We start from the raw sequence: 12,762 nt of genomic DNA, 5'->3' as shown, positions 1-12,762 counted from the left end.
GAGTCAGCGTAGATGAAGTCGTACATCGTGGGCGTCGGCATGACGAAGTTCGAGAAGCCGGAGTCGCGGGACTGGCAGTACTGGGACATGGTCAAGGAGGCCGGCGGCGCGGCGCTCGCCGACGCGGGCGTGGACTACGGGCTCGTCGAGCAGGTGCCGGCCGGCTACTGCTTCCAGCCCTCCACCGCCGGGCAGCGCGCGGTGTACGAACTGGGCCTGACCGGCGTGCCCGTCTACAACGTCAACAACAACTGCGCGACGGGCTCCACCGCCCTGCTGATGGCGCGGCAGTTCGTCCAGGGCGGCCTGGCCGACTGCGTGCTCGCCGTCGGCTTCGAGAAGATGAAGCGCGGCGCGCTGGGCGGCGGCGCCGACGGGGGAGACTTCAAGACCTCTCCCGTGGCCCGGCACTACGGGATCATGGCGGCGGCGCACGGCTTCGAGATGTCCCCGCCCACCGCGCAGATCTTCGGGAACGCCGCCCGCGAGCACATGGAGCGGTACGGGACCACGCCCGCCCAGCTGGCGGCGGTCGGCGCCAAGAACCACCGGCACTCCGCGAACAACCCGAACGCGCAGTTCCAGGACGTCCACACGGTCGAGGAGGTCCTCGCGGCCAAGACCATCCACGACCCGCTGACGAAACTCCAGTGCTCGCCCACCTCCGACGGCGCCGCGGCGGCCGTCGTCGTCTCGGAGCGGTTCGTCGTGGCGCACGGACTGCACGACAAGGCCGTCGAGATCGTCGCCCAGGCGATGACCACGGACACCGCCGAGAGCTTCGGCGGCTCGTGCATCGACGTCGTCGGAAAGCCGATGACGGCCGCCGCGGGCCGCAAGGCCTACGAGGCCTCCGGACTCGGCATCGAGGACGTCGACGTCGTCGAACTGCACGACTGCTTCTCCGTCAACGAACTGCTCACCTACGAGGCGCTCGGCATGTGCGCGGACGGGGCCTCCGGCAAGCTCGTGGAGAGCGGCGCGACGACGTACGGCGGACGGTGGGTGGTCAACCCCTCGGGCGGCCTCATCTCCAAGGGCCACCCGCTCGGGGCGACGGGGCTCGCACAGGCGGCGGAACTGGTGTGGCAGCTGCGCGGCGAGGCGGGCGCCCGCCAGGTCCCCGGCGCCCGGGTGGGGCTCGCGCACAACATCGGACTGGGCGGCGCGGCGGTGGTGACCCTGCTGCGGAAATAGGGCTCCTACGCCGGCACGAGCCGCGGCATCAGGCGCAGCGCGTTCTCCCGGTTGACGGCGCGGCGCAGCGCGGGCGTCAGGGCCGGGTCCGCGGCCAGCGCGGGGACGGCGACGTCCGCGACCATGTCGGCGGGGCAGGCCGGCCAGTCGCTGCCGAACAGGATCCGGGCGGGGTCCACGGTGGCCAGCAGGGTGCCGGCCGGGGACATCGGGCCGGCGGTGTCGTAGTAGAAGCGGTGCAGGTGGTCCCGGACCAGCGCCGGCTCGACCGGCGGGTCGAAGGAGCCCGCGAAGGCCTCCAGCCGGGTCGCGATGTGCGGGAGGAAGCCGCCGCCGTGCGGCAGGATCACCGACAGGTGCGGGAAGCGGTCCAGGGTCCGGTTGCGGATCATGTTGGCGGCGGCGCGGGTGGTGTCGAGGAGGAAGTCGCACAGGAAGTTCGGCAGCCCGGGCACGGTGACCCCGGGCGGCCCCCCGGCCCCCGGCCCGCCGGCCGTCGCGGGGGTACGGGGCCGCCCCGGGGCCCCCGGCCCGCCGGCCCCGTACGGATCCCCCGGCCCCGGTGCCCCCGGGCCGTCGACCGCCACGCGCGCTCCGGGCCCGCCGGAGGCCCCCGCCGCTCCGGGCCCGCCCGCACCCGTCGGCGGGCCCGCCGGTACGGCCGGGAGGTTGTGCGGGTGGGTGTCCACCACCGCGGCCCGCTCGTCCAGTTCGGCGAAGATCCCGTCGTACACGGGATCCCCCAGGTACACCCCGCCGTAGTTGGCGGTGACGTTCACGCCGACCGCGCCCAGCTCGTCCAGCCCGTGGCGCAGCGCCCAGGAGGAGACCTCCGGGTCGTCCAGGAAGAGCGGGGTGTGGAAGAAGAACCGCCCCGGATGCGCCTCGACGGCCTCCACCGCCGCCCGCAGCGTCACCGTGACGGCCTCCCGCAGCTGCGCGGAGCTCTCGTACCGCGCGGGCAGCATCGGCTTGAGCACGGCCGTGGCGATCCCGGCCCGGTCCATCATCGCGAGCGCGGACTCCGCGTCCCAGTGGGCCCACGGCGGCAGCGCCCGGGGGTTCACCAGCCCCCGCGCCTCACCCCACTCCCGCCACGCCGGGGCACAGAAGTGGTGGTGGACGTCGATCACGGCCCGGCTGCCGTCGTCCTCCGGGGCCGTGGAGTCGGTCAGTGACGCACCACTGGCGGTGAAACCGCCGCCACCGTATTCCGGCATGCGCGCATTCCCTCTCTTCGGGCCGCGTAACGGGATCGCGGAACGGGATCAGCGCACACCTTAAGGGCTGTCCCGTAATCCCCGGTGGATCGGCGCACGGCGTCGGATGCGGTGCATCGCAAGGCGGAGGGGCGCCCCCGTACTGGGCGTATTCGGGCGTTCCGACAACGCAGCGAGGTGCCGTAGCCGACGTCGTGCGCCCGCCGGGGATTACGGGACAGCCCTTAGGGCGGGACCGGGCCGCCGCCGCCCGGACATTCCCGAGGGGGAGGATTCGGCTCCGAACGGGTCAACGCGGTTTTGTCTTCATTCGCCCCAGGGAAAGGAGCCGACTGTCAATTCCGGGTTACCCGAGAGGTATGGGCCGTGACGACTGAACCGACCGTGGCAGTGGGGGACGGACCCGCGCTCGAAGACGCGGTGGCAGCGGTGACGAAGGGCACGCCGGAATACCGGCAGTGCCCCTATCCGGTCTACCGGTCGCTGCGCGAACAGGCCCCGATCGCCCGGCTGACCCCCGGCCACGGGGTCGACACGTACCTCGTCACCCGGTACGAGGACGCCCACGCGGTCTTCGCCGACCACCGCATCGGCAAGGACATGCACGAGGCCATCGACACCTACCACGCCCTCTTCGGGGACGCGTGCGAGGCGCTCGACGACAACCTCCTGTTCGCGGACCCGCCCCGGCACACGCGGCTGCGCCACATCGCCAAGACCGCCTTCACCCCGCGCCACGTCAAGGACCTGCGCCCGCACATCCAGGAGCTCGTGGACGACCTGCTGGACCGGTGTCCGACGGACGAGCCCGTCGACCTGATGGCGGCCTTCGCGCTGCCGCTGCCCGTCATGGTGATCTGCGAGCTGCTCGGCATCGTCGGCGACGAGCGCGTCGAGGTGCTGCGGTGGTTCGCCCAGGTGACCCGCTCGCGCTTCAGCCGGGACCTGAAGCACGAACTGGTCGAGGCCGAGCACTGGCTGCGCGACTACTTCACGGACCTGATCCACCGCACCCGGGAGAATCCCACCGACGACTTCCTGAGCGTGCTGGCGGAGACCCCGCACGACGAGGAACCGCTGACGGACGACGAACTCGTCTCGATGATCTGGGTGCTGCTCTTCGCCGGCCACAAGACGACCACCCTCCAGATCGGCAACTGCGTCTACAGCCTGCTGACCAATCCGGAGCAGCTGAAGGCCGTCCAGGAGAACCGGGAACTCCTGCCACAGGCGATCGAGGAAATGGTCCGTTTCGAGGGATCGGTGGAAACCTCCACCTTCCGTTACGCGCTGGAGGACGTGGAGATCGGCGGGACGCTCATTCCGCGGGGTGCGGTCGTCCAGATCGCCATCGCCTCCGCGAACCGCGACCCGGAGAAGTTCTCCGAGCCCGACAAGCTCGACATCACCCGCGAGGGGCTCCAGGGCAACCACCTCGGCTTCGGTTTCGGGGCGCACTACTGCCTGGGCGCGCCGCTGGCCCGCCTGGAGCTGGAGATCTGCCTGACGGCGCTGCTGGACCGCTTCCCGGACATGGTGCTGGCGATGCCGTCGGCGCACGGCGGCGACTGGCTGAAGGGGCCGTTCCCCGCCTTCCGGGGGCTGGAGCGGCTGCCGGTGGCGCTGGACCCCTCGCGGACGGTCGACGACTGGACGAAGCCCGCGGGCTGAGCCCGCGCAGGACGCCCCGAGGCCCTCCGCCGTCACCGGCGGGGGGCCGTACGCGCACCCGTGCGCCTACGGACCGGCGAGCGCGGGGTCGATCACCGTCTCGCCCATGGAGGCCCGGCGCAGGCAGTCCGCCAGGTCCTCGACGGGGCCGTCCCGCAGGACCAGTCCCGCCGCGCCCGCCGCCAGGGCCGCCTCCGGCAGGCCGGGGTGGGCGGAGCGGGCGGTGACCAGGACCCGGCATTCGGGATCCTCGGCGAGCAGGGCGGTCACCGCGGCGACCTCCTCCACCAGCGCCACCTCGGGCCGGGCCACGGGGGAGTCCACCACCTCGATGTCCGGCTGGAGGCGGAGCAGCAGTGCGAGGGCCGGGTCCGGCGGCTCCAGCAGGACGCGCAGCGAGCGCGCGGGCCGGTGCGTCACGGGCATTTCGTCCACCGGCGAAGCGTAACCGCCGGTGTCCGAGGCAGGGGGCAACACGCCTCGGCCAAAGGTGATCTGACGTGAAGTCAGGAGTCTTCCCAAGTGCTTGGGCGTGCGTTATACATGCCTTCAGCCGACGCTAGAACGCGTTCTAGAACGCGTCCGGCGTCCGGCTCCGCATACGACCTCGGTGCGGCCGACGGTGCGGACGGCCGTGCCGAGGTCTTCCAAGGAACCGAAGGAGCAGCATCCTCATGCCGATCGATGCCGCGAGGGCCCTGGCCGCCGAACCCCGCCGGGGGAACATCGGCTGGGACCACAAGGACATCCAGCTCTACCACCTCGGCCTCGGAGCGGGAGCGTCGCTGCACGGGCAGGGCCTGGCGACGGACCCCGACGAACTGCGCTACACCCTGGAGTCCAAGCTCCACGTCCTGCCCAGCTTCGCCACCGTCGCCGGAGCCGGCATGGCCATGCTGGGCGGCCTCGCCGCCCCCGGCATCGAGGTCAACCTCGCCAACGTCCTGCACGGCGGCCAGTCCATCGAGCTGCACCGGCCCATCCCCGTCAAGGGGAACGCCACCTCCTCCGCCAAGGTCGCCGCCCTCTACGACAAGGGCAAGGCGGCGGTGATCGTGCTGCGCACCGAGGTCGCGGACGCCGACGGGCCGCTGTGGACCAGCGACGCGCAGATCTTCGTACGCGGCGAAGGCGGCTTCGGCGGCGAGCGCGGCCCCTCCGTCAAGGAGGAGCTGCCCGGACGCGCCCCCGACCGCACCGAGGAACGGCACATCCGCGAGGAGCAGGCGCTGCTCTACCGCCTCTCCGGGGACTGGAACCCCCTCCACGCCGACCCGGAGTTCGCCAAGCTGGCCGGTTTCGACAAGCCGATCCTGCACGGCCTCTGTTCGTACGGGATGACCCTCAAGGCCGTCGTCGACACCGTCCTCGGCGGGGACGTGTCCCGGGTCCGCGCCTACCGCACGCGCTTCGCCGGGATCGTCTTCCCGGGGGAGACGCTGCGCATCCGGATGTGGCGGGAGGAGGGCCGCGTACTGGTCTCGGTGACCGCCGCCGAACGGGACGACGCGCCGGTCCTCGCCGACACCGTCGTCGAACACTCGTAGCACCCACTAAGGAGCCGCACCGTGCGCGCAGCACTGCAGAGCGAGATAGGCCAGGACAAGCTCGAGGTCGTCGACGACATGGAGGCCGTGGGCTTCGGCCCCGGCAAGGTCAGGATCCGGATCAAGGCCACCGGCCTGTGCCACTCCGACCTCTCCGCGATGAGCGGCGTACTGCCGCAGCCCGCCCCCTTCATACCCGGCCACGAGGGCTCCGGCGTGATCACGGACGTCGGCGACGGGGTCACCTCCCACAGGATCGGCGACCGCGTCCTCGTCTGCTGGCTGCCGCCGTGCGGCCACTGCCCCGCCTGCAAGCGCGGCCAGGGCCACCTGTGCCTGGAGGCCTTCGGGAACGTCGCCACCCCCAACTTCAAGCGGGCGGCCAGCGACATCTTCGGCTTCGCCGGCACCGGCACCTTCGCCGAGGAGATGGTCGTCCCCGCCGCCTGCGCCGTCCCGATCCCCGACGACCTGCCCTTCGACATCGCCGCGCTGATCGGCTGCGGCGTCACCACCGGGCTCGGCGCGGCCATCAACACCGCCAAGGTGGAGGCGGGCTCCTCGGTCGCCGTCATCGGCTGCGGCGGCGTCGGCATCTCCGTCATCCAGGGCGCCAAGGTCCAGGGAGCCGCGCAGATCACCGCCGTCGACCCGGTCGCCTCGCGGCGGGAGGCGGCACTGCGGTTCGGGGCCACCGAGGCCGTCTCCCCGGAGGAGTTCGCCGACGCCAAGAACCGGATCACGGCCGGCGAGGGCTTCGACTACGTCTTCGAGGTCGTCGGCAAGTCCGCGACCGCGCAGAAGGCGTACGAGATGACGCGCCGCGGCGGCTCCGTCGTCGTGGTCGGCGCGGGCGCCCTCGACGACGACTTCCAGGTCAACATGTTCTCCCTGTTCTTCGACGAGAAGAAGATCCTGCCGTCGATGTACGGCGGCGGCGACGTGCTCCGCTCCTACGAGCGCACCATCGCGCTGTGGCGGGCCGGCCGGATCGACCTGGAGAACCTGATCACCCACCGGGTGAACCTGGCCGAGATCAACGACGCCCTGGACCAGATGCGCACCGGCGTGGCCCTGCGCACCTGCATCGAACTCTGAGACCGCTGCTCACCGACCGCTGAGAGGAACGCTACGGATGTCACTCCCACTTGAGGGGCTCTCCGCCATCGTCACCGGCGCCGGCCGAGGCCTCGGCCGGGCCGAGGCGCTCGAACTCGCCCGGCTCGGCGCGAGCGTCGTCGTCAACGACTTCGGGCAGAGCGGCCGCGACGGCTCGGGCGAGGCCTCGGCCGCCCCGGCGGAGGAGGTGGCCGAGGAGATCCGCGCGGCGGGCGGCCGGGCGGTGGCGCACCTGGGCGACGTGGCCGACTTCGAGCAGGCCCGGGAGCTGGTGGGCCTCGCGGTCTCCCGCTTCGGCAAGCTCGACGTCCTGGTCAACAACGCGGGCATCCTGCGCGACCGGATGGTCTTCTCGATGACCGAGGACGAGTGGGACTCGGTGATCCGGGTCCACCTCAAGGGCCACTTCAACACCACCCACTTCGCCGCCGCGCACTGGCGGGAGCGGTCCAAGGCGGCGGGCGGCCCGGTGTACGGGCGGATCGTCAACACATCCTCGGAGGCCTTCCTCGGCGGTTCGGCCGGGCAGCCCAACTACGCGGCCGCCAAGGGCGGCATCGTGGGGCTGACCACCTCCACCGCGCTGGCGCTGGCCAAGTACGGGGTGACGGCCAACGCGATCTGCCCGCGCGCCCGCACCCGGATGACCGAGGACGTCTTCGCGGGCTTCCAGGTCCCGCAGGAGGGCAAGCTCGACGCCCTCGCCCCCGAGCACGTCTCCCCGCTGGTCGGCTACCTGGCCTCGCCGGCCTCCGCCAAGGCCAACGGACAGCTCTTCGTCGTGCACGGCGGGATCGTCGTCGTGATGGAACGCCCCCGGGTGGCCGCGAAGTTCGACACGGCCAAGGAGGCCTTCTCCTTCGAGGAGCTCGACGGGCTCCTCACCCCGCACTACGACTCCCGCCCGCCGAACGAGACCTTCGCGGCGGCCGAGGTCCTCGGCCTCAAGCACGGCTAGGGGGTGTCCGGCGGCCCGGGGAGGGGACCCCAGGGCCGCCGCCGCGCTCCCTCAGGACAGGAAGGCCAGCGCCGCGTGCAGATCGGCCGGCCCGCGGTAGTGCAGCCCGGTCATCCCGAACGCGACGGCCGCCTCCACGTTCTCCGGCCGGTCGTCCACGAACAGGCAGCGCCCGGGCGCCGCGCCCGCCCGTTCGGCGGCGATCGCGTAGATCTCCCGGTCCGGCTTGGCGACGCCCTCGCGGGCGCTGCTGACGACGTGGTCGGCGAGGTCGGTGAGCCCCATCGCCGCCAGGTCCTCGTCCAGGTCCAGGGCGGCGTTGGTCACCAGTACCAGCGAGAGCCCGGCGGCCCGCGCCCCGCGCAGTACGGACACCACCGCCTCGTCGGCCGTGAAGGGGGACCGGGTCATCGCCTCGGCCAGCTCCCACGCCCGCGGCTCGTAGAAGTCCTCCCGGAGCCGGTCGGCTATCGCCTCCGCCCACTGGTCCCGGGTGATCCGGCCCAGCAGCAGGGGCCCGTCCAGCTCGGGGGAGAACGCGAGCCTCGCCGTGGTGCCCACGTGGAGGCCGGCCGTCCGTTCCAGCTCGGTCAGCAGGCTGGAGTCGTAGAAGCGGATGACGTTGTCGAGGTCGCACAGGACCGCGTCGAAGGGCCTGTCGGCGCCGGGGGCTTCGGTGTCGCTCATCCCCTCTCCCTATCACGGGGCTTCGTACGCGCTCCCGTACGGCCCTCAGCCCAGCGGCGCCTGCTGGAGCGGCACCGGCCGCGCGGCCGGCGCCGGGGGCGGGTCCACGCGCACGGGGGGCGGCGGGGCGGCGGGCTGGCTCAGGCTGACGACGCCGCAGGGCACCCCGGGGGTGGCGTACGGCAGGCGCAGCCGCCCGTCCGGGCTCCACAGCCCGCTCCCCAGCCAGCCCTCCGGGGCGCCGAGCCGGAAGACGTACCGGTCGGCGGGACGCCACAGCGCGAGGCCGGCCCCGCCCACCCGGAGCGCCACCCCGCAGGTCTCCGGCATCAGTACCTGGCCCGGCTGCACCGCGAAGGGGTGGGCGTCCTCCAGCCTCAGGCACTCCGGGAAGCGGACCGGGCGCTCGCTGCCCAGCACCCCCCAGCCGAGCCGCGGCTCGCCCGGGGCGTCCGAGCGGATCAGCAGCAGCCCGCTGTCCGGGGCCGCCAGCAGCAGCCGGTCGTCACTGTCCTCGGCGATCTGGAGCAGCGGGCTGACCACCCCGCCCCGGCCCAGGTCCACCGCGACGGCCTTGGTGCGGCCGTCGGCCTCGCGGTCCAGGGCCAGGAGCCGGCCCGCGCGGTCCAGCCAGACCCCGCCCGAGCAGCGGCCCGGGACCACCGCGACCCGCTCGGGCCCGCCGGAGCCCCCGGCCACCTGCCAGACGGTGCTCTCCCCGTCCCCCACCGCCAGGGCGTAGGCCCCGCACCCGTCGGGGGACGGCGGCAGCAGGCGGACCCGCAGCCCCTCCTCGGCGTCGACCGAGCCGAGCCGGCACTCCCCGGTGCGGGGGCCGGAGGGCGCGCCCGAGGGGTAGAGGAGGGAGAACTCGTGCCGGTCGGCGACCCGGCGGTGGATCAGCACCTGCCCGTCGGCCAGCGCCAGCACCTCGCTGTCGGCCTCCTCCGGCTGCGCGAGGGGCAGCGGCACCGCGTACGGCTCCGGACCGCCCAGCGTCCAGCGCTCCGGATAGCGTGCCTCGCCCTCGCCGGCCAGCCGGGCCGCGTACGTCCCGTCGGCGGAGACCGCCAGGGCCGGGGCCGGCGGGGCAGGGACCGCCGGGGCCGGGGCCTCGGGAGCCTCCGGCGCGCCGGGGACCTCGGGCGGCCCACCGGCCTCGGGGTCCGGGAGCGCGGTGGTCGTCGTGATCTCGGTGGCACAGACAGTCATCCGGGCCGTCACCTCCGGAGAGGAAGCTAGTTTTCGCACTTCCAGCCGAACAACACGACCCAGCCCGCTTCACACGTACGGGTGGCCGACCACCGATTCACCAGTGGCGGGGGATGCGGTTGTGCTGCCGCCCCGGCCAGGGGACCACCGGTCGCCACGGACGGTAGCCTTGCCCCGTGCCCCGTCTCTCTGAAGTCATCGCCGCGCTGGACGCTCTCTGGCCCCCCTCGCGGGCCGAGGAGTGGGACGCCGTCGGCACCGTCTGCGGCGACCCCGATGCCGAGGTCACCCGGGTGCTGTTCGCCGTGGACCCCGTACAGGAGATCGTCGACGAGGCGCTGAAGCTCGGCGCCGACCTGGTCGTCACCCACCACCCCCTCTACCTGCGCGGCACCACCACCGTCGCCGCGGGCACCTTCAAGGGCCGTGTCGTGCACACCCTGATCAGGAACGACATCGCCCTGCACGTGGCCCACACCAACGCCGACACCGCGGACCCCGGGGTCTCCGACGCCCTCGCCGGCGCCCTCGACCTGCGCGTCACCGGCCCCCTCGTACCCGACCCCACCGACCCGGCGGGCCGCCGGGGCCTGGGCCGGATCTGCGAGCTCGACCACCCCGAGACCCTGCGCGAGTTCGCCGCCCGCGCCGCCGCCCGGCTGCCGCGCACCGCGCAGGGCATCCGCGCCGCCGGCGACCCGGACGCGCTGATCCGCACCGTCGCCGTCAGCGGCGGCTCCGGCGACAGCCTCTTCGCGCAGGTCCGCGCCGCCGGCGTGGACGCCTTCCTCACCGCCGACCTGCGCCACCACCCGGTGTCCGAGGCCCGCGAGCAGAGCCAGCTCGCCCTCGTCGACGCCGCGCACTGGGCCACCGAGTGGCCCTGGTGCGAGCAGGCCGCCGCCCAGCTCGACGCGATCTCCGAGCGCCACGGCTGGGGTCTGCGGACCCACGTCTCGCGCACGGTCACCGACCCCTGGACGGCGCACGCGCCGTCCGCCACACCCCCTTCTAGTGCCTCTGGAGCCCCCAACTGAACGCCGAGCCCGCCGACCAGATCCGACTTCTCGACGTCCAGGCCCTGGACGTCCGGCTGTCTCAGCTCGCCCACAAGCGCAAGTCGCTGCCCGAGCACGCCGAGGTCGACTCCCTGACCAAGGACCTCAGCCAGCAGCGCGACCTCCTCGTCGCCGCCCAGACGCAGGCCAGCGACGCCGCCCGCGAGCAGACCAAGGCGGAGCAGGACGTCGACCAGGTGCGCCAGCGCGCGGCCCGGGACCAGCAGCGGCTCGACTCCGGCGCGGGCATCTCGGCCCGGGACCTGGCGAACCTGCAGAGCGAGGTCGCCTCGCTCGCCAAGCGCCAGGCCGACCTGGAGGACGTCGTCCTGGAGGTCATGGAGCGGCTGGAGGGCGCGCAGGAGCGCGTCACCGAGATCACCGGGCGCGTCTCCGCGCTGGAGGCCAAGCTGACGGACGCCACCGCGCGCCGCGACGCCGCCACCGGCGAGCTCGACGCCGAGGCCGCGAAGACCGCCAAGGACCGCGAGGTCATCGTGGCCTCCATGCCGTCCGACCTGATGGCGCTGTACGAGAAGATCCGCGTCAAGCAGGGCGGGGTCGGCGCCGCGCGCCTGTACCAGCGCCGCTGCGAGGGCTGCCGGCTGGAGCTCGACATGGCCGAGATCAACGAGATCAAGGCCGCGGCCCGCGACCAGGTCGTACGCCACGACAACTGCGGCCGCATCCTGGTCCGTGCGGCGGACTCGGGCATCTGATGCCGCGTTTCGTCGTGGAGGCGGACGGCGGCTCCCGGGGCAACCCGGGCCCCGCCGGCTACGGGGCGGTCGTCCTCGACCCGGCCACCGGTGAGACCCTGGCCGAGCGCGCCGAGTTCATCGGCGTCGCCACGAACAACGTCGCCGAGTACAAGGGCCTGATCGCGGGCCTGAGGGCGGCGGCCGAGCTGGCGCCGGACGCGGTGGTACGGGTCCGGATGGACTCCAAGCTCGTCGTGGAGCAGATGTCGGGCCGCTGGAAGATCAAGCACCCCGACATGAAGCCGCTCGCGGCCGAGGCGGCGAAGATCCTCCCGCGTGCGCAGGTCACGTACGAGTGGATCCCGCGCGAGAAGAACAAGCACGCGGACCGGCTCGCCAACGAGGCGATGGACGCGGGCAAGCGCGGCAAGCAGTGGGAGCCGTCCGCCTCCACGGCCGACCTCGCCCCCGCCCGTGCCCTGGCCGGGCCTCCGGGAGACGCGGCGAAGGGCGCGGCGGCGGTCCGCGCGGCCCTCGCCTCCGGCGGTGGTACGCGGACCGGCGAGGGTGCCGCCGACGTGCGGGCCGCCCGCGGTGCGGCCGCGTCCGGTGCGGACACCCTCTTCGCGGATGCCGGTGCCGAGGCCCTGACCGCGTCCCCCGCCCGCGTCCCGGCCCCGGCCGGCGCGCCCGCGGCGGCCGCGACCGCCGTCGACGGGGCTCCGGCCGCCACCGGGACCGGATGGGGCGGACCCGACATGGGGACCCCCGCCACCTTGGTGCTGCTGCGCCACGGCGAGACCGCCCTGACCCCGCAGAAGCGCTTCTCCGGCAGCGGCGGCACCGACCCGGAGCTGTCCCCGGCCGGCCGCCGCCAGGCCGCCGCCGTCGCCGAGGCGCTGGCCGCGCGCGGCACCGTACAGGCCGTCGTCAGCTCCCCGCTGCGCCGCTGCCGGGAGACCGCGCAGGCCGTGGCCGACCGGCTCGGGCTGCCGGTCGCGGTCGAAGAGGGCCTGCGCGAGACGGACTTCGGCGCCTGGGAGGGCCTGACCTTCGCCGAGGTGCGGGAGCGCTTCCCGGACGACCTCCAGGCGTGGCTGGACTCCCCGAGGGCGGCCCCCACGGGCGGCGGCGAGAGCTTCACCGCCGTCACCCGCCGGGTGTCGGCGGCGCGCGACCGGCTGCTGGCCGCGCACGCGGGCCGCACGGTGCTGCTGGTCACGCACGTGACGCCGGTCAAGACGCTGGTCCGGCTCGCGCTGGGCGCCCCGCCGGAGTCCCTGTTCCGGATGGAGCTCTCCGCGGCCTCCCTGTCGGCAGTGGCCTACTACGCCGACGGCAACGCCTCGGTCCGGCTCCTGAACGACACCTCGCACCTGCGCTGACGTCCGC

Annotated in this window: 12 protein-coding genes; 8 read left to right on the top strand and 4 right to left on the bottom strand. The window is 73.6% G+C overall.

Features of this window, described 5'->3' with window-relative positions; translation table 11 throughout:
* Nucleotides 1-12: 12 nt before the first annotated feature.
* Nucleotides 13-1,197, top strand: a complete 1,185-nt coding sequence (locus ACZ7IF_RS25880; RefSeq protein WP_470975644.1) for a lipid-transfer protein — start codon at nucleotides 13-15, stop codon at nucleotides 1,195-1,197.
* Between the two features lie 5 nt (nucleotides 1,198-1,202).
* Here ACZ7IF_RS25880 and ACZ7IF_RS25875 read toward each other — a convergent pair whose 3' ends face one another.
* On the bottom strand, nucleotides 1,203-2,417 hold the full coding sequence (locus tag ACZ7IF_RS25875) for an amidohydrolase family protein (RefSeq protein WP_470975642.1): 1,215 nt from the start codon (nucleotides 2,415-2,417) through the stop codon (nucleotides 1,203-1,205).
* A gap of 366 nt (nucleotides 2,418-2,783) precedes the next feature.
* On the opposite strand from ACZ7IF_RS25875, the gene ACZ7IF_RS25870 reads away from it, so the two are divergent.
* Complete coding sequence (locus ACZ7IF_RS25870) at nucleotides 2,784-4,088, top strand: cytochrome P450 family protein (RefSeq protein ID WP_470975639.1); 1,305 nt, start codon at nucleotides 2,784-2,786, stop codon at nucleotides 4,086-4,088.
* Between the two features lie 66 nt (nucleotides 4,089-4,154).
* On the opposite strand, the gene ACZ7IF_RS25865 is transcribed toward ACZ7IF_RS25870, so the two are convergent.
* Nucleotides 4,155-4,514 carry a response regulator gene (locus ACZ7IF_RS25865; RefSeq protein WP_470975697.1) on the bottom strand — a complete coding sequence of 120 codons (360 nt, stop codon included), beginning with the start codon at nucleotides 4,512-4,514 and terminating at the stop codon, nucleotides 4,155-4,157.
* A gap of 248 nt (nucleotides 4,515-4,762) precedes the next feature.
* Here ACZ7IF_RS25865 and ACZ7IF_RS25860 point away from each other — a divergent pair, with 248 nt between their 5' ends.
* Genes ACZ7IF_RS25860 through ACZ7IF_RS25850 form a run of 3 tightly spaced genes read left to right on the top strand, consistent with a single transcriptional unit; the run spans nucleotide 4,763 to nucleotide 7,712 of the window.
* The gene (locus ACZ7IF_RS25860) at nucleotides 4,763-5,635 is read left to right on the top strand and encodes a MaoC/PaaZ C-terminal domain-containing protein (RefSeq protein WP_470975636.1); all 873 of its coding nucleotides are present in this window, start codon (nucleotides 4,763-4,765) and stop codon (nucleotides 5,633-5,635) included.
* Between the two features lie 21 nt (nucleotides 5,636-5,656).
* Nucleotides 5,657-6,733, top strand: a complete 1,077-nt coding sequence (locus tag ACZ7IF_RS25855) for a Zn-dependent alcohol dehydrogenase (RefSeq protein WP_470975633.1) — start codon at nucleotides 5,657-5,659, stop codon at nucleotides 6,731-6,733.
* Between the two features lie 37 nt (nucleotides 6,734-6,770).
* A complete protein-coding gene (locus ACZ7IF_RS25850) occupies nucleotides 6,771-7,712 on the top strand; it encodes a 3-oxoacyl-ACP reductase (protein ID WP_470975630.1) in 942 nt (313 codons plus the stop codon).
* 51 nt (nucleotides 7,713-7,763) lie between these two features.
* Here ACZ7IF_RS25850 and ACZ7IF_RS25845 read toward each other — a convergent pair whose 3' ends face one another.
* Both ACZ7IF_RS25845 and ACZ7IF_RS25840 read right to left on the bottom strand, forming a co-directional pair.
* Complete coding sequence (locus ACZ7IF_RS25845; protein WP_470975627.1) at nucleotides 7,764-8,399, bottom strand: HAD family hydrolase; 636 nt, start codon at nucleotides 8,397-8,399, stop codon at nucleotides 7,764-7,766.
* Between the two features lie 45 nt (nucleotides 8,400-8,444).
* A complete protein-coding gene (locus tag ACZ7IF_RS25840) occupies nucleotides 8,445-9,611 on the bottom strand; it encodes a hypothetical protein (RefSeq protein WP_470975624.1) in 1,167 nt (388 codons plus the stop codon).
* 176 nt (nucleotides 9,612-9,787) lie between these two features.
* Between ACZ7IF_RS25840 and ACZ7IF_RS25835 the strand changes: the two genes are divergently transcribed.
* The 3 genes from ACZ7IF_RS25835 to ACZ7IF_RS25825 are packed head-to-tail and all read left to right on the top strand — an operon-like array spanning nucleotide 9,788 to nucleotide 12,755.
* On the top strand, nucleotides 9,788-10,648 hold the full coding sequence (locus ACZ7IF_RS25835; protein ID WP_470975621.1) for a Nif3-like dinuclear metal center hexameric protein: 861 nt from the start codon (nucleotides 9,788-9,790) through the stop codon (nucleotides 10,646-10,648).
* Entirely contained in the window at nucleotides 10,645-11,388 is a 744-nt protein-coding gene (locus ACZ7IF_RS25830) for a zinc ribbon domain-containing protein (protein ID WP_470975694.1), read from the top strand. Before ACZ7IF_RS25835 ends, ACZ7IF_RS25830 begins: the two co-directional genes overlap by 4 nt.
* Complete coding sequence (locus tag ACZ7IF_RS25825; RefSeq protein WP_470975618.1) at nucleotides 11,388-12,755, top strand: bifunctional RNase H/acid phosphatase; 1,368 nt, start codon at nucleotides 11,388-11,390, stop codon at nucleotides 12,753-12,755. The genes ACZ7IF_RS25830 and ACZ7IF_RS25825 overlap by 1 nt, the downstream gene beginning before the upstream one ends.
* The last annotated feature ends 7 nt before the right edge of the window (nucleotides 12,756-12,762 follow it).

The sequence above is a fragment of the Streptomyces sp. NPDC037421 genome, assembly GCF_055602105.1.
Note: the sequence above shows the minus strand (reverse complement) of the source record. Positions and strands in the feature narration are given on the sequence as shown.